Source organism: Actinomadura sp. NPDC049753 (genome assembly GCF_040674655.1).
Taxonomy (GTDB): Bacteria; Actinomycetota; Actinomycetes; order Streptosporangiales; family Streptosporangiaceae; genus Spirillospora; species Spirillospora verrucosospora.
This window is the reverse complement of record NZ_JBFARL010000003.1, coordinates 1-24,125: the sequence shown is the minus strand read 5'-3', so window position 1 is coordinate 24,125 and position 24,125 is coordinate 1. Positions and strand designations below refer to the sequence as shown.

22 protein-coding genes are annotated in these 24,125 nt (G+C 73.3%); 14 read left to right on the top strand and 8 right to left on the bottom strand.

Annotated features, from left to right (window positions below; genetic code table 11):
* Positions 1-2: 2 nt before the first annotated feature.
* The gene (locus AB0K37_RS01405; protein WP_363973279.1) at positions 3-1,241 is read right to left on the bottom strand and encodes a serine hydrolase domain-containing protein; all 1,239 of its coding nucleotides are present in this window, start codon (positions 1,239-1,241) and stop codon (positions 3-5) included.
* A 29-nt stretch (positions 1,242-1,270) separates the two neighbouring features.
* Positions 1,271-2,368: an endonuclease/exonuclease/phosphatase family protein gene (locus AB0K37_RS01400; protein WP_363973025.1), complete on the bottom strand. Its 1,098-nt coding sequence runs from the start codon at positions 2,366-2,368 to the stop codon at positions 1,271-1,273.
* Between the two features lie 124 nt (positions 2,369-2,492).
* Here AB0K37_RS01400 and AB0K37_RS01395 point away from each other — a divergent pair, with 124 nt between their 5' ends.
* Positions 2,493-3,647, top strand: coding sequence for a HAMP domain-containing sensor histidine kinase (locus tag AB0K37_RS01395; protein WP_363973022.1), 1,155 nt, complete (start codon positions 2,493-2,495; stop codon positions 3,645-3,647).
* A gap of 36 nt (positions 3,648-3,683) precedes the next feature.
* On the opposite strand, the gene AB0K37_RS01390 is transcribed toward AB0K37_RS01395, so the two are convergent.
* Positions 3,684-4,325, bottom strand: a complete 642-nt coding sequence (locus tag AB0K37_RS01390; protein ID WP_363973019.1) for a TetR/AcrR family transcriptional regulator — start codon at positions 4,323-4,325, stop codon at positions 3,684-3,686.
* Positions 4,326-4,480: 155 nt separating this feature from the next.
* Here AB0K37_RS01390 and abc-f point away from each other — a divergent pair, with 155 nt between their 5' ends.
* Both abc-f and AB0K37_RS01380 read left to right on the top strand, forming a co-directional pair.
* Complete coding sequence (gene abc-f / locus AB0K37_RS01385) at positions 4,481-6,100, top strand: ribosomal protection-like ABC-F family protein (protein ID WP_363973016.1); 1,620 nt, start codon at positions 4,481-4,483, stop codon at positions 6,098-6,100.
* A gap of 35 nt (positions 6,101-6,135) precedes the next feature.
* Complete coding sequence (locus AB0K37_RS01380; protein WP_363973013.1) at positions 6,136-6,783, top strand: CatB-related O-acetyltransferase; 648 nt, start codon at positions 6,136-6,138, stop codon at positions 6,781-6,783.
* A gap of 26 nt (positions 6,784-6,809) precedes the next feature.
* On the opposite strand, the gene AB0K37_RS01375 is transcribed toward AB0K37_RS01380, so the two are convergent.
* Entirely contained in the window at positions 6,810-7,088 is a 279-nt protein-coding gene (locus AB0K37_RS01375) for a helix-turn-helix transcriptional regulator (RefSeq protein ID WP_363973010.1), read from the bottom strand.
* 66 nt (positions 7,089-7,154) lie between these two features.
* Between AB0K37_RS01375 and map the strand changes: the two genes are divergently transcribed.
* Positions 7,155-7,937 (top strand): type I methionyl aminopeptidase, encoded by a 783-nt coding sequence (gene map / locus AB0K37_RS01370; protein ID WP_363973007.1) that lies wholly within the window; start codon positions 7,155-7,157, stop codon positions 7,935-7,937.
* A gap of 33 nt (positions 7,938-7,970) precedes the next feature.
* Here the strand turns inward: map and AB0K37_RS01365 are convergent, their stop codons facing one another.
* Positions 7,971-8,129 carry a hypothetical protein gene (locus AB0K37_RS01365; RefSeq protein ID WP_363973004.1) on the bottom strand — a complete coding sequence of 53 codons (159 nt, stop codon included), beginning with the start codon at positions 8,127-8,129 and terminating at the stop codon, positions 7,971-7,973.
* 426 nt (positions 8,130-8,555) lie between these two features.
* Here AB0K37_RS01365 and AB0K37_RS01360 point away from each other — a divergent pair, with 426 nt between their 5' ends.
* From AB0K37_RS01360 to AB0K37_RS01350, 3 genes are all read left to right on the top strand, one after another.
* On the top strand, positions 8,556-8,933 hold the full coding sequence (locus tag AB0K37_RS01360) for a VOC family protein (protein ID WP_363973001.1): 378 nt from the start codon (positions 8,556-8,558) through the stop codon (positions 8,931-8,933).
* Positions 8,934-9,200: 267 nt separating this feature from the next.
* Positions 9,201-10,637: a hypothetical protein gene (locus tag AB0K37_RS01355; protein WP_363972998.1), complete on the top strand. Its 1,437-nt coding sequence runs from the start codon at positions 9,201-9,203 to the stop codon at positions 10,635-10,637.
* 59 nt (positions 10,638-10,696) lie between these two features.
* The gene (locus tag AB0K37_RS01350) at positions 10,697-11,434 is read left to right on the top strand and encodes a hypothetical protein (RefSeq protein WP_363972995.1); all 738 of its coding nucleotides are present in this window, start codon (positions 10,697-10,699) and stop codon (positions 11,432-11,434) included.
* An 11-nt stretch (positions 11,435-11,445) separates the two neighbouring features.
* On the opposite strand, the gene AB0K37_RS01345 is transcribed toward AB0K37_RS01350, so the two are convergent.
* Entirely contained in the window at positions 11,446-12,030 is a 585-nt protein-coding gene (locus AB0K37_RS01345; RefSeq protein WP_363972992.1) for a hypothetical protein, read from the bottom strand.
* 167 nt (positions 12,031-12,197) lie between these two features.
* Here AB0K37_RS01345 and AB0K37_RS01340 point away from each other — a divergent pair, with 167 nt between their 5' ends.
* Positions 12,198-12,992 (top strand): helix-turn-helix domain-containing protein, encoded by a 795-nt coding sequence (locus tag AB0K37_RS01340; RefSeq protein ID WP_363972989.1) that lies wholly within the window; start codon positions 12,198-12,200, stop codon positions 12,990-12,992.
* On the opposite strand, the gene AB0K37_RS01335 is transcribed toward AB0K37_RS01340, so the two are convergent.
* Positions 12,980-13,330 carry an MmcQ/YjbR family DNA-binding protein gene (locus AB0K37_RS01335; RefSeq protein WP_363972986.1) on the bottom strand — a complete coding sequence of 117 codons (351 nt, stop codon included), beginning with the start codon at positions 13,328-13,330 and terminating at the stop codon, positions 12,980-12,982. The two genes, AB0K37_RS01340 and AB0K37_RS01335, sit on opposite strands and share 13 nt — an antisense overlap.
* Positions 13,331-13,414: 84 nt before the next feature.
* Between AB0K37_RS01335 and AB0K37_RS01330 the strand changes: the two genes are divergently transcribed.
* The 6 genes from AB0K37_RS01330 (at position 13,415) to AB0K37_RS01305 (ending at position 22,959) form a co-directional block, all read left to right on the top strand.
* The gene (locus tag AB0K37_RS01330) at positions 13,415-13,750 is read left to right on the top strand and encodes a CU044_2847 family protein (protein WP_363972983.1); all 336 of its coding nucleotides are present in this window, start codon (positions 13,415-13,417) and stop codon (positions 13,748-13,750) included.
* 7 nt (positions 13,751-13,757) lie between these two features.
* Positions 13,758-15,428 (top strand): trypsin-like peptidase domain-containing protein, encoded by a 1,671-nt coding sequence (locus AB0K37_RS01325; protein ID WP_363972980.1) that lies wholly within the window; start codon positions 13,758-13,760, stop codon positions 15,426-15,428.
* Complete coding sequence (locus tag AB0K37_RS01320; protein WP_363972977.1) at positions 15,429-16,418, top strand: MoxR family ATPase; 990 nt, start codon at positions 15,429-15,431, stop codon at positions 16,416-16,418. It begins immediately after the preceding gene.
* On the top strand, positions 16,408-21,072 hold the full coding sequence (locus AB0K37_RS01315) for an SAV_2336 N-terminal domain-related protein (protein WP_363972974.1): 4,665 nt from the start codon (positions 16,408-16,410) through the stop codon (positions 21,070-21,072). The genes AB0K37_RS01320 and AB0K37_RS01315 overlap by 11 nt, the downstream gene beginning before the upstream one ends.
* Positions 21,073-21,111: 39 nt before the next feature.
* Entirely contained in the window at positions 21,112-21,687 is a 576-nt protein-coding gene (locus AB0K37_RS01310) for a TetR/AcrR family transcriptional regulator (protein ID WP_363972971.1), read from the top strand.
* 72 nt (positions 21,688-21,759) lie between these two features.
* Positions 21,760-22,959: a Cmx/CmrA family chloramphenicol efflux MFS transporter gene (locus AB0K37_RS01305; RefSeq protein ID WP_363972968.1), complete on the top strand. Its 1,200-nt coding sequence runs from the start codon at positions 21,760-21,762 to the stop codon at positions 22,957-22,959.
* 12 nt (positions 22,960-22,971) lie between these two features.
* Here the strand turns inward: AB0K37_RS01305 and AB0K37_RS01300 are convergent.
* A partial coding sequence (locus tag AB0K37_RS01300; protein WP_363972965.1) for a hypothetical protein occupies positions 22,972-24,125 on the bottom strand: 1,154 nt, incomplete at its 5' end.

The following is a 24,125-nucleotide window of genomic DNA, read 5'->3' as shown; positions in this document are numbered from 1 at the left end:
GGTCAGCCGCCTGAGCCCGGGCTGGGTTCCGCTCCGGTGACGGCCTTCATCTCCTGGCCCATGATGTCGACCAGCGATGCGCCGTCGACGTCGCGGTTGGTGAGGATGACGCCGACCCAGCCCGTGTACGGGTAGATGCTCCAGTTGGCGCCGACGCCGGGGTTGCCGCCCGCGCGCTGGTACATCCACTGGCCGCCGACGATGCTGATCGGGATCCCGTACGCGCCGAACGACGCCGGCCCGTGAGGGAGCTTGGGCGCGGTGAGCACATCGGCCCAGGGACGGTCGAGCACGGTGCCGTCGCCCAGGGCGTGCGCGAACCGGGCCAGGTCCGGCGCGGTGGCGAAGCCGCCGTCACCGGGGGCGTCGATGAAGGCGCGGCCCGGGTTCTTGCCGAGCACGTACGGGTTCGGGCTGCCCTTGTCCAGGTTGCGGAGGGCGTCCACCACGCTGCCGTCGGCCACCTTCATGTAGGGGTGCGCGATGTGCCGGTCGGTCAGCCACTGCGGCCGGGTGAAGAAGCCCGAGCCGGTCATGCCGCAACGCTCGAAGATGTTCTCCTGGACGTAGTCCCAGTACGTCATACCGGCGACGGCCTCCACGATCAGCGCGGAGATGGTGACCTCCGGCTCCGCGTGGGCGGTGTTCGGAGTGCCCGGGACGCCCACCAGTCTCGCCTGGCGAGCCCGCTGCTCGTAGTACCGGTGCACCTCGTCGCGGCTCTGGAAGACGCGCTGCACGTCCTCGTCCGGCGCGTCCAGCCCGGAGGTGCCGGACAGCAGGTGGTGGATGTTCACCTTCTCCGCGACGTCCGCGGCGAAGCCGGTCAGATGATCGCCCACCGTGTCCGTCAGCCGGAGCCTGCCCTGCTGGGCCAGTTGCAGCACGGCCACCGCGAAGAACGGCTTGCCCGCCGAGCTGAGGCTGAACGCCGTGCCCTCGTGGTTGCGGATCCCCTTCTCCTCGTCGGCCATCCCGTAGCTGCGGGACAGCACCGTCCGGCCCCGGTGCGCGAGCAGCACCCGGCCGGAGAACCTGCCCTCGGCGGCCAGCTTCGCCACGTACCGGTCGTAGGCCCCGCCGGGCAGGGTGTCCGGCGGGATCTCGCCGCGCCGGGACGGGGGCGCGGCGGCGTGGCCGACCCCGGGGCTCGCCAGCGGCACTCCTGCCGCCATGCCGGCGGCGGCCAGCCCGCCCCAGGCGACCAGCCGCCGGCGGCCGATGTCACGTGCCGAATCCATGCTCACGGTCCTCTCCCTGTCGGAAATCCTCACCAGCTGATCTCGGCCGCCACCGGCAGGTGATCGCTGCCGGTGGCGGGCAGTACCCGCGCGCTCCTCGGCTCCACGCCGCGGACGAGGATCTGGTCGATCCGGGCGACCGGGAAGGCCGCCGGCCAGCTGAAGCCGAAGCCGTCCCCGGCCTCGTCCTGGGCGGAGCGCATCCGGGAGGTGATGGCGGCGAACGCGCGGTCGTCCTCGGTGCCGTTCAGGTCGCCGAGCAGCACCACCCGCTCGTTCCGCTCGGCGGCGATGGCCTCGCCGAGCGCCTGCGCGCCCCGGTCCCGGTGGGCCGACCAGAAACCCGCCCTGGGGTTCACGCGCACGGATCCCAGGTGGGCCACGTACACCGCCAGCGGTCCGTGTTCCGTGGCCACCGTGGTGCGCAGCGCCCGGTTGTCCTTCATCTTGAGCTCGGCCGGCTTGGTCTCCCCCAGCGGCCCGGCGTCCGTCTTGATGTCGACCGGCCGGGTGTCCGACAGCGGCAGCCTGCTCCACAGCCCGACCGTGCCCTGGACCGCGTGGTACGGGTACGTCTTGGCCAGCTCCCTCTCGTAGGTGCCCTTGGCCTGCTGGGCCAGCTCCTCCAGTGCGAGGACGTCCGCGCCGGAGGCGGCCAGGGCGCGGGCGGCGGCGGCCGGGTCGGGGTTGCCGGCGCCGACGTTGTGGCTGACCACGGTCAGGTCACCGCCCGGGCGGGACTTGTCGCCGAGCAGCCCGCCGAACAGGTTCAGCCACACCACGACCGGCAGCAGCAGCGCGGCGACGGCGGAGGCGGATCGGCGCCAGAGCGCCGCGGCCAGCAGCACCGGGACGAACAAGCCGAACCACGGAAGGAACGTCTCCACCAGGCTGCCGAGGTTCCCGATCCGGTTCGGGATCTTCGCGTGCAGCAGCATGAGCAGGCCGAGCAGCAGCGCCGACGCGGCGAGCACGAGACCGCGCTTCCACGGCCCCGGCCGGGAGCCGGCGCGGATCGCGCGGCGGATGCCCGCCCGCCAGGCCCCGGCGCCGGTGTGCCGCCCGGCCTCGGCCTGCTCGGTCTCCACCGTTTCCACCGGCGCCATCGTCCGTCCTCGCTCAGCCATGCGGCCAGTCAAGGCGGCGCGGTGTTGCCGGCGCGTATGGGATTTTCGATACGCGGACGATATGCACCGGCTCGTACCATCGCGGGCATGGGCGTGTCGATCGTCGAGAACGAACACCGTCGTCATGGATAGGCGCCCCGGTCTCAGCGCCCGGCTGAAGCTCACGCTCAGCTACGCCGGTTTCCTCCTGCTGGGCGGCGGTCTCCTGCTGGCCGTGGTCTGGGTGTTCGTGCTGCGCTGGATGCGCGACGTCGACGCCGGAGCCATCCAGAGGAGGTTCGGCGTCGTGATCGTGCTCGGGCCCGACCGCTCCGAACTGCTGCGCGGTTTCTATCCCGCCGCGGCCGCGGCCATGGGTTTCCTCCTGCTCTTCGGCCTCGCGGGAGGATGGATCCTCGCCGGCCGGATGCTCGCGCCGCTCACACGGATCGCGGACGCGGCGCGGACGGCCTCCGGCGGATCGCTGTCCCACCGGATCCGGCTGCGGGGCCGCAAGGACGAGTTCCGGGAACTCGCCGACGTGTTCGACGCCATGCTCGAACAGCTCGAATCCCACGTCGCCGAACAGCGGAGGTTCGCCGCGAACGCCTCCCACGAGCTGCGCACCCCGCTGGCGATCTCCCAGACCCTGCTCGACGCCGCCCGCAACGATCCCGCGCGGGATCAGGGCGACGTCCTCGAACGCCTCCACACCGTCAACACGCGGGCGATCGACCTCACCGAGGCCCTCCTGCTGCTCAGCCGCACCGACCGCAAGAGCTTCACCCGCGACGTGGTCGACCTGTCCCTCATCGCCGAAGAAGCCGCCGAAACGCTGCTCCCCCTCGCCGAACAGCGCCGGATCACGCTCGACGTCACCGGCGAGAAGACACACGCCCTCGGCTCCGCGGAGCTCGTCCTGCGGCTGGTGACCAACCTCGTCCAGAACGCCATCGTCCACAACCTCCCGGACGGCGGCACCGTGACGGTCCACACCGAATCGCTCCACGGCGCGAGCGTGCTGCGGGTGGAGAACACCGGTCAGCCGGTCCCGCCGGAGCTGGTCCCGACCATCACCGAACCCTTCCAGCGCGGCACCCAGCGCACACGGACCGACGAGCACGCCGGTGTCGGCCTCGGGCTGGCCATCGTCCACAGCATCGTCCGGGCGCACGACGGGACTCTCGACCTCACCCCCCGCCCCGCGGGCGGCCTCCTCGTCACCGTCCGGCTGCCCGGCGAGCACGCGGAGGCGTCCGAGCCGGCCTCGTCCGCGAGCGGGCCCTGCAAGATCCGTTGACGGGAGGCCGCCGGTGGCGGCTCCATCATGCCGTCCCTACCGCGGCCCGGGTTCGCTGAAGGCGCCCGCGGTCGCGGCCAGGGCGGCGGTCCTGGCCGCGTGGGCGGGCAGGCCCGGGTCCGGCTCGGTCCGGAGGAGCACCAGGTGGTGGTACAGCGGTGCGGTGGCGGCGACGAGCAGGCGGCGCGCGTCGGTGGACGGCGGCAGTTCGCCGCGCCGGACGGCCCGGGTGACGACGATCTCGCAGCGGGTGTAGCGGTCCTCCCAGAGCCGCCGCTGGGCCTGGGCGGCCTTCTCCGAGCGGAACGAGGCGGCGATCAGGGCCGCCATGATCGGCGGCTCCGCGGCCATGGCCGTCTGGATCTCCTGGTTCAGCGCCGCCAGGTCGCCTTCCAGCGAGCCGGTGTCCGGGGGGCTCCAGTCGTCGTCGCCCACCGCGTCGAGGACGTCGGCGAGCAGGCCGCCGACGTCGCTCCAGCGCCGGTAGACCGTGGCGCGGTGCACGCCCGCGCGGGCGGCGACGGCCTCCATGGTGAGCCCGTCGTAACCGTGCTCGCCGAGCTCCGCGAGGACCGCGTCGAGCACCTGCGCACGGGTGCGGGCGGTCCGGCCGCCGGGGCGGGGCCGGGGCGGCGGCGCGCCTCCGGCGCCCTCCGGTCGTGCGTCGTGGGAAGTCATCGCAGGTGGTCCGGTTGCTCGGGGGGATGCGCCATGGCAGAATCCTAATGTAACAGTTGTCGCATTAGTGGAGTGATCGATGCTCTTCCGAAGCGTTCACCCGGCCGCGCGGTCGCTGACGACCGCCCCGTCCTCGAATGCTCGGGAGTGCTCGCATGGCCACGCAGATCACCGCGCTCGGTGTCGGCAAGTCCTTCGACGGCAGGCTCGTCCTTGACGAGGTGACCTGCTCACTCGCCCCGGGAGAGCGCACCGGGATCGTCGGTGAGAACGGCTCCGGAAAGACGACCCTGCTGCGCCTGCTCGCCGGACGCGAACGTCCCGACCAGGGCCGGATCGTCGTCCAGGCGACCGGCGGCGTCGGCTACCTCGCCCAGGACGAGCGGGCGGCGCCGGACGCGACCGTCCAGCAGGTCATCGACCGGGCGCTGAGCGACCTGCGCGCGGTGGAGGAGCGGATGCGCCGCCTGGAGGCGGCGATGGCCGCGGGCGAGGAGTCGGCCGCGGCCGAGTACGGCGACCTGATGACGGTCTTCGAGCTGCGCGGCGGCTACGACGCCGACGCGCGCGTGGAACGCGCCCTGCACGGGCTCGGCCTGGGCCTCGTCGACCGCGACCGCACCGTCGGCGGCCTCTCCGGAGGGGAACGGGCCAGGCTGCGGCTGGCGGCCGTTCTGGCGTCCGCGCCGGAGGTCCTGCTGCTGGACGAGCCGACCAACCATCTCGACGAAAGCGCCCTGCACTGGCTGGAAGAGCACCTGCGCGCCCGGCGGGGCACCACGGTGGCGGTCTCGCACGACCGGGCGTTCCTCGAACGCGTCGCCACCAGCCTGCTGGAGGTGGACGCCGACCGGCGCCGCGTCGTCCGGTACGGCGGCGGATACGCCGGCTACCTCGCCGAGAAGGCGGCGGCCCGGCGGCGCTGGGGCCGGGCCCACGAGCAGTGGACGTCCGACGTCGAGCGGCTCCGCCGGGCCGCCGCGACCACCGCCCGCCAGGTGGCCCCCGGCCGGGAGATGAAGGACCGCAACAAGATGGCCTACGACCGGGCGGGCGGCCGGGTGCAGCAGTCGCTGGCCGGCCGGGTGCGCAACGCCGAGGAGCGGCTGCGCCGCCTGCTCGCCGACCCGGTCCCGGCTCCGCCCGAGCCGCTGCGCTTCACCCCCGTCCTGCGGGCCCGCCGGCTGCGGGGTGCGGTGATCGAGGCCGACGGCATCGCCGTCGCCGGCCGGCTCGGCCGCACGAGCCTCACCGTCGCGGCGGGCGACCGCCTGCTGGTCACAGGGCCGAACGGAGCGGGCAAGAGCACCCTGCTCCGCGTCCTGGCCGGTGAACTCGCCCCCGACGGCGGAAGCGTCACCCGGCGCGGCCGGATCGCCTACCTGCCCCAGGAGCCGCGACCCGGATGCCCGGACGAGACCGTGCTGGCCGCCTTCGCCCGAGGGCGGGCGGGAGAGCCGGCCGAGCACGCCGAACGACTGCTCTCCCTGGGGCTGTTCAGGCCCGATCGGCTCGCGGTGCCGACCGGGCGGCTGTCCACCGGGCAGCGGCAGCGGCTCGCGCTGGCGCGGATGCTCAGCGAGCCGTCCGACGTCCTGCTGCTGGACGAACCCGCCAACCACCTGTCGCCGGCCCTGGTCGAGGACCTGGAGACGGCCCTGGCCGACTACGGCGGCACGCTCGTCATCGTCAGCCACGACCGCCTGCTGCGCCGGCGCTGGAAGGGCCGCCACCTGGCCGTGCGGTCGGCTCCGGCGCCCGCCGCCCGCAGCTGAGCGCACCCATCTCATCGGTAAGGAAGCGAATCGTCATGCCACTTGTCCCCGCCGACCCGAACGTCGTGCATCCGATGCCCGAGCAGCCGCGGGTGGTGCTGCTGAAGCCGCTGGTCACCTCGCCGCTGATCGAGGTCGGGGAGTTCACCTACTACGACGACCCGGACGATCCGACCGCGTTCGAGACCCGGAACGTGCTGTACCACTACGGGCCGGAACGGCTGGTGATCGGACGGTTCTGCGCGCTGGGCGAGGGCGTGCGGTTCATCATGAACGGCGCCAACCACCGCATGGACGGGCCCTCGACGTTCCCCTTCCCGATCATGGGCGGCTCCTGGGCCGAGCATTTCGACCTCGTCACCGGCCTGCCCGGACGGGGCGACACCGTCGTCGGCCACGACGTGTGGTTCGGCTACCGGGCCACGGTGATGCCCGGCGTCCGCATCGGCCATGGAGCGATCATCGCGTCCGGCTCCGTCGTCGTCGACGACGTCCCCGACTACGGCGTCGTCGGCGGCAACCCGGCCAGGCTCATCCGCCGCCGCTACGGCGACGCCGACGTCGACCGCCTGCTGGCCCTGGCCTGGTGGGACTGGCCGCTCCAGCACATCACCGAGCACGTCCGCACGATCATGTCCGGAGGCATCGACGACCTGGAGGAGGCGGCGGCCCGCATGGAGTGAGGCTGGACGACAAGTAAGAGCCGTGCTCAGGCGCCGGAGCCGGTGGGCTCGACGTCGCGTTCGGGACGGCTGATCTCGGCCCACACCTCGTCGAGGGAGAGGCCGAGGACACCGGCGATCGCGGCGATGGTCGAGAAGGCGGGGGTGGCCACGCGGCCCGACTCGATCTTCCGGAGGGTCTCGGGGGAGACGCGCGCGTCGAGCGCGGTGGCGAGCATCGAGCGCTCTCCCCTGGCCCGGCGCAGGAGGGCGCCGAGGCGCTGCCCGCGTTCGACCTCCGCGGGAGTGAGCGGCAACCTGACCATGACCCCTATTCTAGTACCGGTATAGTATGACCGGTATAGTTATTGGTTGCATGGGATGGGCGCCACATGATCGAGATTCTGAACCCCAGCGAACTGGCCCGAGCCAAGGACACGGGCGCCCTGGTCGCCGACATCCTGCAGACGGTGAAGAGCCGCACCGAGGTCGGCACGAACCTGCTGGAGATCGACCAGTGGACCAAGGCCATGATCGTCGAGGCGGGGGCGGAGTCCTGCTACGTCGACTACGCGCCGTCCTTCGGGCGCGGGCCGTTCGGCCACTACATCTGCACGTCCGTCAACGACGCCGTCCTTCACGGACTCCCCTACGACTACGCGCTCGCCGACGGGGACCTGCTGAGCCTCGACCTCGCCGTCTCCCTGGGCGGAGTCGCCGCGGACTCGGCCGTCAGCTTCGTCGTGGGCGAGTCGAAGTCCCCGGAGAGCGCCGCGCTGATCGACACGACCGAACGCGCACTGCGGGCGGGGATCGCCGCCGCCGGCCCCGGGGCCCGCACCGGAGACATCTCCCACGCCATCGGCTCGGTCCTGCGCGAGGCGGGGTACTCCATCAACACCGATTTCGGAGGCCACGGCATCGGATCGACGATGCACCAGGACCCCCACGTCTCCAACACCGGACGCCCCGGCCGCGGGTACAAACTGCGCCCCGGGCTGCTGCTCGCACTGGAGCCGTGGATCATGGAGGACACCGCCGAACTCGTCACCGACGCCGACGGGTGGACGCTCCGCAGCGCGACGGGCTGCCGCACGGCCCACAGCGAGCACACGATCGCCATCACCGAGGACGGCGCCGAGATCCTCACCCTGCCGAAGCGGACGCGACCCTAGCGAAGCCGCCTCCACGGTCGCCCGCTCAGTGCTTCAGCATTGCTCCAGGGCGGCGTCCATGACCCGGTCCCTTCCGCGGATCAGGCTGAGCTTCCGGCCGGGTTCGGGCAGTTCGACCCCGTGCTCGGCCAAGCACGCCTGGAACCGATTTCCTTTGGTCACGCGGACCAGGACGGCCTGCCCCGGCTCCATGAGAGACGCGCACTTCTCGATACCCCGGTTTATTCGCTGCTCGTTCCCGCCGGGACGGTCGTCTTCAGGCAGCCGGACGCCGTGCGCACGCAGGCAGGCGAAGAATCGGGATTCCAAGGTCTCCGAAGGCGAAGGCTCACCTGGCGACGCGGGCGCACTCGGCGACGCGGGCGCACTGGCCTTCGGGGGAGCCGAGGATTCGCCGCCATCGCCGCCGCACCCTGCCACGGCATAGAGCGTCACCATGATGCCGACGAGCGATAAAACACCACGCATACCCGCATCGCCCTCTCTCGCAGCAAGAGCGACAGCCGCCGCCCCACGCGAGACACTAACGCGCCAGTAGAGGGTGGCACAATTCCGGCGCTTCGCGGCGTTGGCCGGACGCCTCTCCGGGGCAGATGGGTGACCATGGACATCAACTGCGTGATCGTCGACTCCGCTGATCCCGATCGGTTGGCGGCCTTCTGGAGCGAACTGCTCGGCCGGCCGGTCGTCGCGCGTTCCGGGCCGTACGTCTGGCTGGAGCGCAGGAACGGGCTAGGGGTCGGTTTCCAGCGCGCCGACGGCCCCAAGGCCGCGAAGAACCGGCTGCACCTGGATCTGGAGTCGGAGGATCCGGCGGCCGAGCAGGCCAGGGTGGAAGAACTGGGCGGACGGCGACTGACGGAGTACGCCTCTGGAGGCTTCCTCGTCATGGCCGATCCCGACGGGAACGAGTTCTGCATCATCCCGAAAGGCCCGTTCGAACTCGACGACGAGGGCCGGGCGGACTACCTGCCGGCAGACGCGAAGTCCACCTGATCCTAGGGCTGGTGAGCCCCAAGGGGTCAGACACATAGAAGCGGCACCCCGGTGACCACTCGGCCTGGACGCGGCCCGGCGGGAAATGCCGCTGTTACCTGGTCGTCCGCGGCGGACGTCAGGGGCGGGCGGGGGCGGCGCTGGTAGGATCTCGGCCGATGCGTGGGCGGCAGTGAGTGACGTAGTGGCCCGCCCCGGCGCGACGCCGCCGGTCCAGGACCGGCGCAGGATTCTGTCCGCCCGCACGTCCCCACAGTTAGGTTCCCGGTGTCGTTCTCCCCTTCGACCGTCCGCCGCAACTGGCTGTTCTGCGCGGTGCTGCTCGTGGGCGTGGTGCTGCGGGTGCTCGCCATGGTCGGGTTCCGGGGCGTGCTGTGGTTCAACGACAGCTACGACTTCGTCCGGATCGCGGACGACCCGTTCCCGCACCCGATGAGGCCGTCCGGGTACGGGCTCTTCCTGTGGGCGCTGAAGCCGTTCCACAGCCTCGCGCTGGTGACGGCGCTCCAGCACGCGGCCATCCTCGGGCTGGCCGCGCTCGGGTACCGGATGCTCGTCCGCGACTTCGAGGTCCGGCGGCCGTGGGCGGCGCTGGCGGTCGCGCCGGTGCTGCTCGACTCCTTCCAGGTCGAGCTCGAGCATCTGCTGCTGTCGGACACCCTGTTCACCGTCCTGGTGTTCGGGGCGATGCTGCTGCTGGCCAAGCCCGGGGAGGCCGGCTGGCGGCGGGCCGCGCTGGTGGGCGCGCTGCTCGGCGTGGCGGCCGTCACGCGGACCGTGGGGGTGCCGCTGTTCCTCATCGCCGTCCTCTACCTGCTGCTCAGGCGGACGCGATGGCCGGTGTACGCGGCGCTCGCCGTGACGTTCGCGCTGCCCGTCGGGGCGTACGCGACGTGGTTCCAGCGGGAGCACGGCCGGTTCCAGATGACGGGCGTGGACGGCATCTTCCTGTGGGGGCGGACGGCGGCGTTCGCCGACTGCGACGCGTTCGCGCCCCCGCCGGATCTGGCGGGGCTCTGCCCGTACGGCGCCAAGGACGACCGGCCCGCCTCGTCCCACCAGATCTGGGAGGACAACTCGCCGACCGGCTGGTCCAACGGGCAGGCGTTCGACGAGCGGACCAACGCGCGGGCGCAGCGGTTCGCGGTGTGGGCGATCAAGAACCAGCCGCTCGACTACCTGCGCGTCGTCTCCTACGACTTCTTCGTCCGGACATTCTCGTGGCACCGGTCGCGCTACCCGACCGTGGGCACCGAGGCCCGGTACCACTTCCCCACGCGGCCCACGGCGCGCAAGCCGAGGCTGCCCGTCTACGGGGGCGGCGACCGGGGGGCGGTCGTGTACGAGTACTCGCATGGAACGGGCCGCACGCACGTCGTCGAGCCGTACGCCGGTGTGCTGCGCGGCTACCAGAAGCACGTGAGCGTGCCGGGGACGGTGCTCGGCGCGGTGCTGCTCGCGGGCGCGGCCGGGATCGTGTGGCGGCGGGCGCGCGCCCGGACGGCGCTGTTCTGGACGTCCGGTGTCGCCCTCCTGGCCATTCCCCCGATCACGGTCGACTTCGACTACCGCTACATGCTGCCCGCCCTGCCGTTCGCGTGTTTCGCCGCCGCGCTGGCGTGGGGCCGCCGCCGCCCGGTCGCGGTCGAGCCGGAGGCCGAGCCGGTCGAGGCGACGCCCGAGGTGCAGCCCGCCGACGCCTGAGACGGGTTGAGTACGAGAGCGGATATCGCCGCGCGGCGGCCGCCGGGATCATTTGCGGCATGCGCCGATTCGTGATCCCCCTGGTCGTCCTGCTCGCCGCCGGCTGCGGGCAGCTGAGCCGGAGCCCCGAGGACGTGGCCGCCGCGGACGCCCGGAAGGCCGCCGAGCGGGCCGGGGACCGGGTCTACGACTCCCGGGTGCGGCCCGCGCAGGACATGGGGCACCGGGCGGCGGACCTCGACGGCGTGGAGGTCATGCAGGTGACCGGCGTCTCGACCGCCGGGGACGGGGTGCGGCTCGTCCTCCGGACGTCGGGGACGGCGCCGGAAGGCGGCTGGTTCCCGTCCTCGACGATCACCGTGCGGCGGTGCTTCGAGCTGCGGTTCTCGACCACCACCGAATGGCGGCACTACGGCACACGGCAGGTGCGGTGCCCGGCCGGGGCGCCGCTCGTTTTCAAGCCGTGGCCGAAGACCCCGGAGATCCCGTTCGAGCGGCTGGGCAGGGCGCTGCCCCGCGTGCCGAAGGGAGGCCGGGCGGACGAGGCGAGGATCCGCGCGGCGGTCGCGTCGCTGCGGCTCGACCCGGCCGTCCGGCGCGAGTTCGCCACCGAGGGCGACGTCGTCGGCGTGGCCCTCACGGTGAGGCCCTACGCGTCGGACGCCTTCGACTGCGTCCTGGCCCGCGTCGCGCCGGGCCGCACGAACGTGTGGACGCCGCCCCGGATGCAGCGGATGGCGGGCGAGGGCGGCTGCAGCGCCGGCAACGCCGTCGACCCGCTGCCGCCGCCGCATTGAGAACGCGCCGGTCAGCGCATGTAGGGCCGCGGAGGCGGCGGCGGGGGCGGCGGTGGCGGCCCGGGGCGGTTCACCTCGGCCTCGGCCTCCATCAGCGGGCGCTCCTTCGCCATCCGCAGGCCGGGGAGGGCCAGGAGCAGTCCGGGGACGCACACCGCCGCGCACACGACCAGGCCCCGGAAGACGATCTTCTCTCCCTCGCCGGGGTCGCCGGTGTCCAGCGCGGACAGCAGGAAGCGGGTGAAGATCACCAGCGCCGCGCAGACGAAGAGGTGCCCCAGGATGATCAGAAGCCGGCCGATCCGGTCCCGGGCGCCGCGGCGGCGGGCGCCGCGCCACAGGTAGCGGCCGATCGTCAGCACGGTCGTGCCGACGATGACGACGGTGAAGCCGTTGACCAGCGGCTCCATCTCGGACCCGGCGGCGCTCAGCCCCTCGGAGCCGAGATCGGGGCCGAGGTCGGCGCCCAGGATCGACTGGACCCCGTAGAGGAACCCGAGCACCATCGCCGCGGCGCCGATGACGATCAGGAGCAGGCCGAGCAGTAAGAACAGGACGTTGGGGCTGTGGGCCCCCGGACGGTGGTGCTGGGTCATGTGATGGTTCCCCCCGGGTGTGGTCGGGACTCCGGCGCGGCGACGGCCCCCGTGGCGCGGCGCCGCATCCGCCACGGTCGCCGAGACCGGTTCCGGACGCCATGGGAGCGTGTCACTGAGTGACCCGCCGGTGGCTTTTCGTCCGTCCGGGCAGGAACATGGAACCCATGGACGACCGCACCGTGACCGGCCGCGTCGTCGCCGTCCTCGACGCGGTCGCCGCCCGCGGCGGGCCGATGACGCTGGCCGATCTCACCCGCGAGGTCGGCGTCCCCAAGCCCACGGTGCGGCGCATCGCCGCCGACCTGGTGGCCCGGCGGATGCTCCGGCGCGACCCCGACGGGCGCTACCGGCTGGGGCCGCACCTGCTGGACCTCGGGAGGCGCGCGGCCCTGCAGGAGGGCCTGCTCCACGCCGCCACCCCGCACGTGCAGGACCTGTTCGCCCGCACGGGGGAGATCGTGTGGGTCTGCGAGATCAGCGAGGGCTCCATCACGTTCATGACCATGGCCTACGGCGCCAACCGGGCCCCCGACGTGCGGCGCGGGGAGTGGCCGAACGACCCGCGGAGCGCGGCGCTGCAGACGTCCGCGCTGGGACGGGTGGTGCTCGCGGAGCGGCCCGACCTGCTGGAGGGCCTGCGCGGGCGGCCGCCGGCGCCGCAGACACCGCGCGGCACCACGTCCTGGCCGCGTTTCCTGGACGAGGTCAGCGCGGTGCGCGACACCGCGATCGCGGTGGAGCACGAGCAGTGCGAGCTCGGTTTCAGCTGCGTCGCCACGGGGGTGCGCGGCCCGGACGGCGCGCTGGTCGGCTGCCTCGGCGTGACCGGCCGCACCGGCAGCCTGTCCACCCGGCGCATGGCGCGGCTCCTGCCCGCCGCGTCGGACGGCATCGCCCGCGCCGCCGGGGCGCTGCTCGCATCACCCCCGCGCACGCTGGACGGGCGTCATCCGTTCTGAGGGCCGAGGCGGGCGGCGGCGACCTTCTTCGGGACGACCATCCGCCACGCGTCGGTGACGAGTTCCTCCATCTCGGCCTCGTCGAGCGCCGCGGTCCAGGCGTGCACCCAGTTGAAACGCATGTCGGACTCACCTGGCAGGTGGAACTTGTCCGGCTCGGATTCGACGAGGGCGAGCCGCTCCTCCTTGGGGAACGCGAAGCCCATGACGGTCTCGTCCCGCGAGAAGGCGACGTAGACGATGGAGCCGACGCGGAACTTCACCCGGTCTCTGATCAGGTGCTCGGACGTGCGGGGCAGCGTCATCGCGAGGGCCCGCACCTGCTCGACGGTGATCATCGTGTCCTCCTGTGGCCGCGCCGCCGCCGGTGCGGCACTTCCAGCAAAGCACCCCGCACCGCATGATCTTGTTAGATTTGCCGGGTGAACGAACTGGTGCGCTGGCAGACCGAGAACGGGACCATCGTCGTGGAGACCGACGACATGGAGCCGGGGTTCCAGTCGGTGTCCCGCACCGGCGATCTGATCCACGACGCGGCGGGCAAGCTGGAGGACGCGTTCCAGAGCGTCCGGGACGCGGCGCAGACGGCGCTGTCGTCGCTGCGCGGAGGCGACCTGAACCCCGACGGGATCGAGCTGGAGTTCGGCGTCAAGCTCAACGCGGCGGCCGGGGCCGTCATCGCCAAGACGTCCGTGGAGGGCCACCTCAAGGTCAAGATGACGTGGGGGCAGCAGCCGCGCGCCGCGGAGGAGGCGTAGCCGCATCGTGGACGACTGGCAGTGGCGCGCCTGGGTCGGCCCCCCGTCCGGGGGCAGGCTCGGCGCGGCGTTCCTCGTCACCGCGACACGGCTGCTGACCTGCGCCCACACCGTCCACGGACGGGACGAGGTGCGCGTCGGGTTCCCCGGGCTGCTGGAGGACCTGCCCGCCAGGGTCGTGCGGCGCGGCGACTGGCAGAAGGCGGGCGACCCCGGCGACGTCGCCGTCCTCGAACTGAGCGAGCCGGTCGCGCTGACCCCCGCCGCGCTGGCCGCGCCGGACGGCCTGCACGAGGGAAGCCTGCTCGGACGGACGTTCGGGGTGTGCGGGTTCCCGCGCCGTCCCGACCAGAACGAGCGGCACGCGTCGGTGACGACGTCCCCGCACCGCGGGATGCGGCGCGAGTGGTGGGAGCTGAAGACCGGCCAGGGCGACTGGCTGGAGGAGGGCTACAGCGGCTCCGCCGTGTACGACACGGCGACGGGCGAGGTCATCGGCATGGTGACGAACGCCGAGCTGCGGCACGGTGACCGGGCCGACCTCGGCTGGATGCTGCCCATCGCGCACATCCGAACGTACTGGGAGGAACTGGACGACCTGCTGCCGCTGCGGTGGCTCACCCCCGACGCCCGCCGCGAGCTGCGGGAACTCCTGCACGGCGTCCGCTACACCGACCCCCTCGCCGCCGACCTCGAACGGATCACCGGCCGGCGGGCGTTCGGCGGCTTCCGGTCGGCGTGGGGTTCGGTGCGCTACGTGGCCGAGGGCTGGACGGAGGACCGGCTCGTCCGGTACGTGGCGGCGCTCGGGCCGCACCTGCCCGGGTCCGCCCGGCGGCGGCTCGTCGCCTGGTCCGCGCGGCACCTGCCCGGCGCCGCCCCCGCCGCGCCGCGCTCGGGGCCCGCGTCGGTGATCGTCCGGCTGGAGCGGGTCACGTTCGACAACGCCTTCGACGTGACCGTGCACACCTGGATCGACGGCGCCGAGGGACCGGGGCGGCCGACCGAGCGCGTCCCGGACCGGCGGGTGCGGCCGGTGGTCGAGGCGGGCGTGGCGGCGCTCGCGCCCGCGCTGTTCGGCCGCGACTGGATGATCGAGTTCGCGGTGCCGGAGGGCTGGCTGGGCAAGCCGTTCGAGCAGTGGTACGTCGACCCGCGCAACAGGATCCCCATGCGCAAGTACCCGGTCGTGGTGCGGGACGTGGAGCGGCTGCGGCCCGACTCGATCCGCCGCGACCAGGCCCACCACCGCTGGCGGCTGCTGATCGAGCGCGGCCGCAGCGAGCCCCGCCCCATCGCGTGCGACGCGCCGCGCAGGGGCAGCGACTTCCAGGACTGGCTGGAGGCCAACATCGACTTCTGCGTGCTGGTGTACGGGTCGCGCCCGGTGAAGAGCTGGCTGACGGCCGCGCTCAACAACGGCGTCCCCGTCATGATGTGGACGCGCACCCCGTGCGACGCGTCCTCGCACGGAGACTGCCGGGGGCACCGCGTCCTCGACGAGCTCACCGCGGCGGTCGGCGACCGGCATCCGGGCGACCTTCCGCGGCTGGCGCTCGCGCTGCGCAAGGCCGCGCTCGTCGCCCCCAAGGGCACGCCGCACTGCGGGCGCGACCTGACGCTGCTGTGGGACGATCCGTCCCGGCTTCCCGACCCCCCGCTCGCGATGGAGGTATAGGTGCCCGACTGGCTGCTCTACACCGGGAGCCGACGCACGCACGACGGCATCGACCGGCTGCCTCCGCCGCCGCCGTGGCGCGCGTTCGACGGCGAGCCCACCGTGGAGCCCCCTTCCGGCGGCTCCGGGAACGAGCACCAGGCGACCACCTACCGTCCGTCCGACGATGCCGTGCAGCAGGTCAACGCCGCCCTCTACCTGCGCCGCCCGCTGCTGGTGACGGGGCCTCCCGGCACCGGGAAGTCGACGCTGGCCTACGCCGTCGCCCACGAACTGGGGCTCGGGCCCGTCCTGCACTGGCCCATCACCAGCCGGACCACCCTCCGCGACGGCCTCTACCAGTACGACCCGCTCACCCGCCTGTACGCGGCCGGACGGCACGACGCGACCGGACGGGACGACGCCGCACGCGAGGAGGACATCGGCCGCTACATCCGCCTCGGCCCGCTCGGCACGGCGCTGCTGCCCTACCGGCGGCCGCGCGTCCTGCTGGTCGACGAGATCGACAAGAGCGACATCGACCTGCCCAACGACCTGCTCACCATCTTCGAGAAGGGCGAGTACGAGCTGCCCGAGCTGACCCGGCGGGCCGACCCGGTCGCCGAGGTCATGACCGCCGACGGGCCGGGCGCGCGGGTCACCGTCACCGCCGGGACGGTCCGCTGCCGCGCGTTCCCGCTGGTCGTGATGACCAGCAACGGCGAGCGCGAGTTCCCGCCCGCCTTCCTGCGGCGCTGCGTGACCGTGGAGCTGCGGCAGCCGTCGGGCGAGGCGGAGCTGTCCGCGATCGTCCGCGAGCACCTCGGTCCGCTCGCCGACCAGAGCGACGACCTCGTCCGCCGCTTCTTCGAGCGCTCCGCGTCCGGCACCCTGGCCACCGACCAGCTCCTCAACGCCGTCTACCTGTGCCGCCACGCCGGCGCCGAGGACCGCCAGGCCCTGGCCGACCGCATCATGCCCTACCTGACCGGGCCCGTCGATGACGATTGACCGGCTCCGGAACGTCCTGTCGGCGGTCGGGCCGCCGCCGGACGCCCGCGAACTGAGCGAGATGCTGTGGCTCGCCTGCCACATCTCCCCGTCCGAGGAGCGGCCCCCTTCGGCCCCGCCGGTTCCGCTGCCCGTGCCCGCCGAGCCCGCGGACGACCCCGGCGGCCCCGAGCCGCCCGAGCCCGCGCCGCCGCGTCCCTCCGAACCGCTGACCGAACTGCGCCCCCGCCCGGACGCCGAGGCGGAGCCGGTCGGCCGCGCGTCGGAGGTGCTCGTCCCGACCGCGCCGATGCTGGCCGATCCGCTCGGCGTCCAGCGTGCGCTGCGCCCGTTGAAGCGGCGCGTGCCGTCCCGGCACCGCGCCGAGCTGGACGAGGACGCCACCGCCGCGCGCATCGCCGACACCCGCCTGTGGACGCCCGTCCTCGTCCCGTCGCCCGAGCGGTGGCTCGGCCTCAGCCTGGTCGTCGACACCGGCCCCACCATGCGGCTCTGGCGCCCCCTCGCCCGCGAGCTGGCCGAGACGCTGCTCCGCCAGGGCGCCTTCCAGGACGTCCACCTCAGCTACCTCGACGGGAACGGCCGCATCGCCTCCACACCCGAGGCGCCCCCTCAGGACCCCGGAACGCTCCTGGACGCCTCCGGGCGGCGGGCCGTCCTCGTGCTGAGCGACTGCTCGGGCCCCCACTGGTGGAACGGGCGCGCCGGGCAGGCCGTGCGCCGCTGGGCGCAGGCCGGGCCGACCGCGATCGTCCAGCCGCTCGCCGAACGCCTCTGGCGCCGCACCGCCGCCCCGGCCTCCCCCGGCCTCGCCGTCCTCCCCCGCCCCGGCGCCCCGAACACCGACCTGCGCTTCACCCCCTACGACGGCGCCGCCGCGCCCGGCGTGCCCGTCCCCGTCCTGGAGATCGCGCCGCGCTGGTTCGGCGCGTGGGCCCGGCTGGTCTCCGGATCCGAGCCGCAGCCCGCCGCCGTCGCGACGCTGCCGGCCCGCCCGTCCGGGGCGGCGCCCGTGCGGCGCGAGCGGGAACTGCCGATCGCCGAACGCGTCCGCCGCTTCCTCGCCACGGCGTCCCCCGACGCCGCCGAACTGGCCGCCCATGTCGCCGTCTCCGTCCCGTCGCTGCCGGTGATGCGCCTGATCCAGCACCGGATCCTCGGCGGCTCGGGCCCCGGACAGCTCGCCGAGGTGCTGCTGAGCGGCCTGCTCCGCCCGGTCGGCGGCGTGCGCTACGAGTTCGTCCCCGGCGCCCGCGAGGCCCTCCTCGACACCCTCCCGCGCCCCGAGGCCCTGCACACCCGGCACGTCCTGGAGGCCGTCTCCGCCGAGATCGAGCGCCGCGCCGGAACGTCCGCCGAGACGTTCCGCGCCCTCCTCCCCGCCGACGGCGGCCCGGTCGTCCTCACCGCCGACACCGACCACTTCGCGCTCCTCACCCCTCAGACCCGCTCCCACCTCGTTTCGACTCCCACTCCGACTCCCGCGGCCCCGGACCTGCTGGAGCTTCTCGACACCCCGGTCGAGGAGCTGATCGGCGAAGGCTGGGACCGCGGCCCGCGCCCCACGGTGATCGGCGTGGACGGCGACGACCTCGTGTCGGTGGACGTCCTGCACGGCAACCCCGACCTGCCGCACGGCCTGATCAACGGCCCCCGGGCCTCCCGGGACGCGCTGCTGCGGACCCTCGTGATGAGCCTGGCGCTCAACCACTCCCCGAACATCCTCAACTTCGCGTTCGTCGACCACAGCCGGGGCTTGTCCTTCGTCAACCTGAACCTGCCCCACATCGCGACGAGCCTCAACGTCGGGTCGGCGGACGCACCGCTGCTGGGCGGGCTCCCGGAGGCCCTGGAGACCGAGCGGCGGCGCCGCGAAGCCGTGCTCCGGGCCGCCGGGGTCACCACCTGGGACGAGTACCAGGCGGCCATCGCCGCCGGCCGGCCGCTCGACCCGCTGCCCACCCTCGTCGTGGTCATCGACGAGGCCGGGCCCCTGATCGAAGCGCGGCCCGAACTCGTCGAACCGCTCGCCGCGCTCTGCGAGGCGGGACCGAGCCAGGGGATCAAGTTCGTCTTCTGCTCGCCGAACGAATCCCCCACCCCGCCGGAACTCTCCGGCTACGCCGGCTGGAACGCCGGTTTCCCCAGCCGCATGGGCGACCACCTCGCGTCCGTGCACATCTTCGCGCAGGAGGCCCGCCCCGCCTTCGAGCCCGCCCGCATCTCACTCGACGCCGCCGACCCGATCACGGCCCTGATGAGGCGGCGCGGCCCGCAGGCGCGCCGACTCCCCTGGCCCGAGGAGCCCCCGAGTTCCGAGCCCGCGGCGGAGCCGGAGTTCGACGTTCTGCGGTTGAACGGCGGCGGGCCGAGCGGGATGCTGCATGAGACATGGGCACTGCCCGCCGAGATGCCGCGGAGTCCGGCGATCGGTTACCGGCCCGGCGGCCATCTCCTCAACCTCTATCCGCTCGATTCCTCGTCGGGCATTCCGCACGGCCTGATAGTGGGCAGTCCCGAAGCCCGCCAGAGAATCGTTCGCGCCATCACCCTGGCCCTCGCAGCAGGACATTCCCCGGCGGACCTGCGATTCGTGTTCGCGGGGCTGGGCCGGCATCCCCTCGGCGAGCCCATCGACCTTCCACACGTCCGCTACTCCGAGGAAGAGCTGCTCGGCTCACCGGAGCGACTCCGGCGGTTCTTCGACTTCCTGTCCGGCGAGCTCGAAGCACGGTCCGCGAGCCCGCCGCAGAACACGCCGCACGTTTCAGATCTCGGCACCGGCCAATGGACGGTCGACGAGTTGTACGAGCAGTTCCGGCAGGACCCCAACTCGGTCGACCGGGTCTGGTGGAACTTCTTCGAGGACTACCAGCCGGGCGAACAGCCCGCCACCCTGGCTCCCGAGTCCTCGTCCACACCGCCGCCCCACACGCGGCCGCGCCTCCTCGTGGTCGCCGATCTCTCGCTCACCTTCCCGTCCAGCAGGCGCGAAGTGGGCGAGACGCTCCTCTCCCTGGCGCAGCGAGGCAGAGCGCTCGACGTCCAACTGCTGCTCACCTCGTCCACCGTCGAGAACACCACCATCTGGGGCCGCTTCCTGCCGCTCCTCGGCTGGCGCATCGCGGCGGACCGCCTGCCACCCGACCAGCTGCGGCACGTCCTCGGGCAGGCGAACCTCCAGTTCCCGGACGGCGAGCCAACGGCCTACCTCCTCGCCGGAGGCGGCTCCCCCCAGCAGTTCACCGTGGCGCCGGAGCCCCCACGCGACGCCGTCGACGAATTCGTCCGCCGGACGCGCGAGTACTCGCAGCCCGCGCCGGGGGCCGCCACCCCGGTCGAGCCCGGCATCGACGCCATCAGCCGCCTGCTCGATGGTCTCGACGAGGCGATCGAGGACGAGCAGCGGACCTGGGAGGGGGGTCCCGTCGACGGTGCGATGGTGCGGGCGGCCCTGGTGGAGATCCTCCGGTCCGATGCCGAGGCCGCGCGTGCCGGCGGATCCCGCCTGCACCGTCATCTGGTCTTCCCCGCTCCGTACAGGCCGGAGATGCTCATGACCGCGAAGCTGTACGGAGGGTGGCTCGCCGAGCTCGGCCTCCTCCCGCGCGGGAGCGCCGACCATGTCGCGATCGGCTACGCCGACTCCGCCGGAAACCGACCGACCCCCTCCACCGACCCGCCCGGTTCCGGTTTCGACCCTGCCGGCAGAGTGGCCGAGATCTTCAGGGCGAACCGAGGCGGCGTGCTCCTCTTCCGCGACCTGGTCGGGCAGAACGCGACGAGCCGTTACCTGCGTCCAGAGCCGATCGGAAAACTCGTAGAAGCCATGCGGAGGAGGAGGCGCGACGACACCCTGGTCGTCCTCTGCGGGAAGCCGGACTATTTCGAAGGCTCGCTGGTCCGGGTCGTCCCCGGATTCGCCGATCGCTTCAGATGGGTCGACGCCTTCGACGCGGAGGCCGCGCCCCCGCGCGCCCCGGTCTCGCGGAACCGGAGCGTGCGGCTCGGGAGCGATCCGGAGACGGGCGAGGCCGTGCTCCTGGATCTCGACGCCGATCGCCATCTGCTCATCAGCGGTCCGTCCGGTTCGGGGAAGGCGACCCTGGTGCGCGAGATCGTCGATGAACTCGTGGCGAGCGGCACCGAGCGGGATCGGCTCATCTACTACCTGGACATGCACATGAGCCCGCGCGACCTCGCGCGCGCGGAAGCCTGGGGACGGGCGGGCGTGCGGCACACCTCGTCGCCGGAGGAGTTCGGAAGGCTGCTGACCGAGGCCGTCTGGGGCACCAGGGCCCGTCTGATCAGCGGCGGCGGTCCCGAGATCTACGTGGTGGTGGGCCACCGTCAGCGCCTGCTGCGGGACGATCCGCTCGCCGCGGCCATTCCCGACCTGCGCACGATGCGCGAACACGGCGTCCACCTGATCCTCTCGCGGCGGCAGATCACCTCCGGCGAGCCGCTCGACCCCCTGGTCGCCCTGCTTCGCGAACTCGGGGCGCCCGCTCTGCTGACCAAGCACGTCGGGGGGCACGAGGCGAGGCTCTGGGATGTTCCCTCCTCGCTCCAGGGCCCTTTGGAGCCAGGCGACGCGCTGCTGGCACATCCCGGGCGGCAGCGGCTCGTGCGGCTCGGCGACCCGACCGGATGATATTGGATCGAGCTGTCCATAACGTGTTACGGTGACTCCATGGCGCGGCCGAGGAAGTTCGACGAGGGTCTTGCCGTCGAGGCGGCCATGCGGGCCTTCTGGGCGGACGGCTACGAGGCGACGTCGACGCAGGAGTTGTGCGCGGCGACCGGTCTCGGGCGCAGCAGCATCTACAACACGTTCGCCAGCAAGCGCGACCTGTTCATCAAGGCGCTGACGCACTACATGGACGTGCGGACCACCCGCCTCATCGACCACTTGCAGGGCGATGACGGCACCGTGCGCGAGCGCCTCCGGGCGGTCATGGACTGGGCCGCCGAACCCGACGAGGACGACCCGTCCGGATGCCTGGTCGTGAACGCGACGGTGGAGCTCGGGCCGCACGACCCCGACATCGCCGAGCGGCTTGAACGGGACCGGCGGCGGCGGTTCGCCGCGCTCAGGGCGGCCATCGAGGACGGGATGCGCGACGGCGAGATCGACGCCGCCAGGGACGCGGGCGCGCTGGCGCATTTCATGATCTCCACGATCAGCGGCATCCAGGTGGCCGCGCGCGGCGGCGCCGGCCCCGACACCCTCAGGGCCATCGCGGACACGGCGATGCTCTCCCTCTGATCCGGGCGGCCGGCGAGCCGCCCCTTTTCCGCGCCCAAGTTTTGTACTGATCTATCCAATACTGGAGGACCGATGCCACTGGCCGTCTACGCGCTGGGGTTGGCGATCTTCGCGCAGGGCACGTCGGAGCTGATGCTGGCGGGGCTGCTGCCCGGCATGGCGCACGACCTCGGCGTGTCCGTGCCCGCCGCAGGCTGGCTGATCTCGGCGTTCGCGATCGGGATGCTGGCCGGGGCGCCGCCGCTCGCCGTCCTGACCCTGCGCTGGCCGCACCGGCGGGCGATGCTGGCGTTCCTCGCGGTGTTCGCGCTGACCCATGTCGTCAGCGCGCTCACGCCCGGGTACTGGACGCTGTTCGCGATGCGGATCGTCGGCGCGTTCGTCTACGCGGGGTTCTGGGCGGTGGCGGCGGCGACCGCCGTGAGCCTCGTGCCGCGCGACGCGCGGGGGAAGGCGATGGGCGTCGTCGCCGGCGGGCTCACGGTCGCGGCGATCGTAGGGCTGCCCGCCGGGACGGTGGTCGGGCAGCATCTCGGCTGGCGGGCCGCGTTCTGGGCGGTCGCGGCCATGTCCGCCGCCGCGATGGCGCTGGTGGCCGCGACGATCCCCGCCGCGCGCGCGGACGCCGCGCCGCCCCGGGTGCGGGACGAGATGCGCGCGATGGCCGTCCCCGGCCTGTGGCTGCTGTACGGGACGACGGCCCTGGCCACGAGCGGGCTCCTCGCCGTGTTCGGCTACCTGGGCGCCTTCCTGACGGAGACGACGGGCATCGCGGAGGCGTGGGTTCCCGGCGTGCTGGCGCTCTACGGCGTCGGCGCCCTCCTCGGGATCACGCTCGGCGGGCGGACGGCCGACCGGTGGGGCGTCCAGACGCTGTACGCGGGCTTCGCGGGGCTCACGGTCGTGTCCGTGCTGCTCGCCCTGGCGGCGAGGTCGCCCCTGCCCGTGGTGGTCCTCGTGTTCCTCCTGGGGTTCGTCGGCTTCGGGACGAACCCGACCCTCAACTCGCGGGCGTTCGGCATGGTGGACGGCGCGTCGACGCTCGTCGCGGCCGGGAACGTCGTCGCGTTCAACATCGGCATCACGGTGGGGCCGTGGCTCGGCGGGCTCGCGATCGACGCGGGGAAGGGCTACCCGTCCACGGCCTGGATCGGAGCGGCGCTGGGCGTCGCGGCGATCGGCACCGTGGCGGTCGGCGCCCTGGTGCGCGGCGGTCCCCGGCGGCGCTCCGCCGGAGAGGCCGAGCCCGCCAGGTCGGCGATCAGCGCGTGAGGGAGCCGGAGGTCACCGGCAGGAGGCCGCGCGGAACGCCCACAGGGCGCGCCGGCCCGGGTGCTCCGCGAGCGTGAAGACGCGGTGGCGGCCCCGGTGGCAGGACAGGTCCTCCGGTCCGTAGGAGATCGTGCGACGCCGCGCCGGGGCCCAGCCGCGGCCGGTGTAGCGGGTCGAGAAGAGCCGGCCGCGCTCGTCGCCGCGGCTCTGGGTGAACCACCACTGCCCGCGCGTCCTGACCGCGCCCTGGACCCTGTCCACCGGGAGCCGGGCGCCACCGTCGGCGCTCGCGGTCCCGCCTCCGGCCAATGACTCCAGCGGCCAGGAGACCACCCGTCCCCGCGGCCAGCTCGGACGGCAGTACTCGCCCGCGATGAGGACGTGCGGCCACGTGGTGCGGTCGATCGCCGTCCACGACATGCGCAGCGGGCCGAGGCCCCTGCACTGGGCGCCGACCCGGCCGCGGGCGAAGTGCCAGCTGCTCGTCTGCGCCATCACGTACCGGAAACCGTGGGCGTAGTACGCGCCGCCGTGCAGCCCGATCCGGTCGGGGCGGCGGGTCGAGCCCGCCCGGCTCGCGGCCAGGTCGAAGATCTGCCGCATGTCGAACTCGCGCAGCCCGTGCCGGGTGTCGGCGACGTAGAGCTTGTGGCCGTACCAGGCGATGCCGCCCGCGTGGACGCCGACGTCGGTGTAGGTGGGCCGCCCGCCCCGCATCACCGGCGCGACGAGCAGGACGTGCCGGTAGACGCGCCGGTCGGGGTCGACGAACGTGACCCTGACCCGGCCGCCGTTGTGCCAGGACACGAGGATCGGCCGGACGCCGCCCGCCCATCCCTCGCCCGCCGCGGCGTCGGAGACGGACGTGACGCCCTGCGGGACCCAGTCCTCCGTGGTGCTGTCCGCCCGGTCGAAGCAGTAGACGAGCGAGCCGGCGGGGACCCCGGCCGCGCGTGCGCAGCCGCGGCCGAGCCTGGCGCGGCCGGGCGAGCGGAGCAGCGCGCCGACGCCGGTCCTGGCGAGCATGCCGCCCAGCGACCTGACCGAACCGCTCCGGTCCGTGCCGCGCCGCAGGTCGAAGTCGCGGGGGTCCAGTGGCGCCGCAACGGTCCCCGCCGCCCGCATGCTCGCGCCGATCGCCGCGGCCATCTCGCCGACCAGCTCGG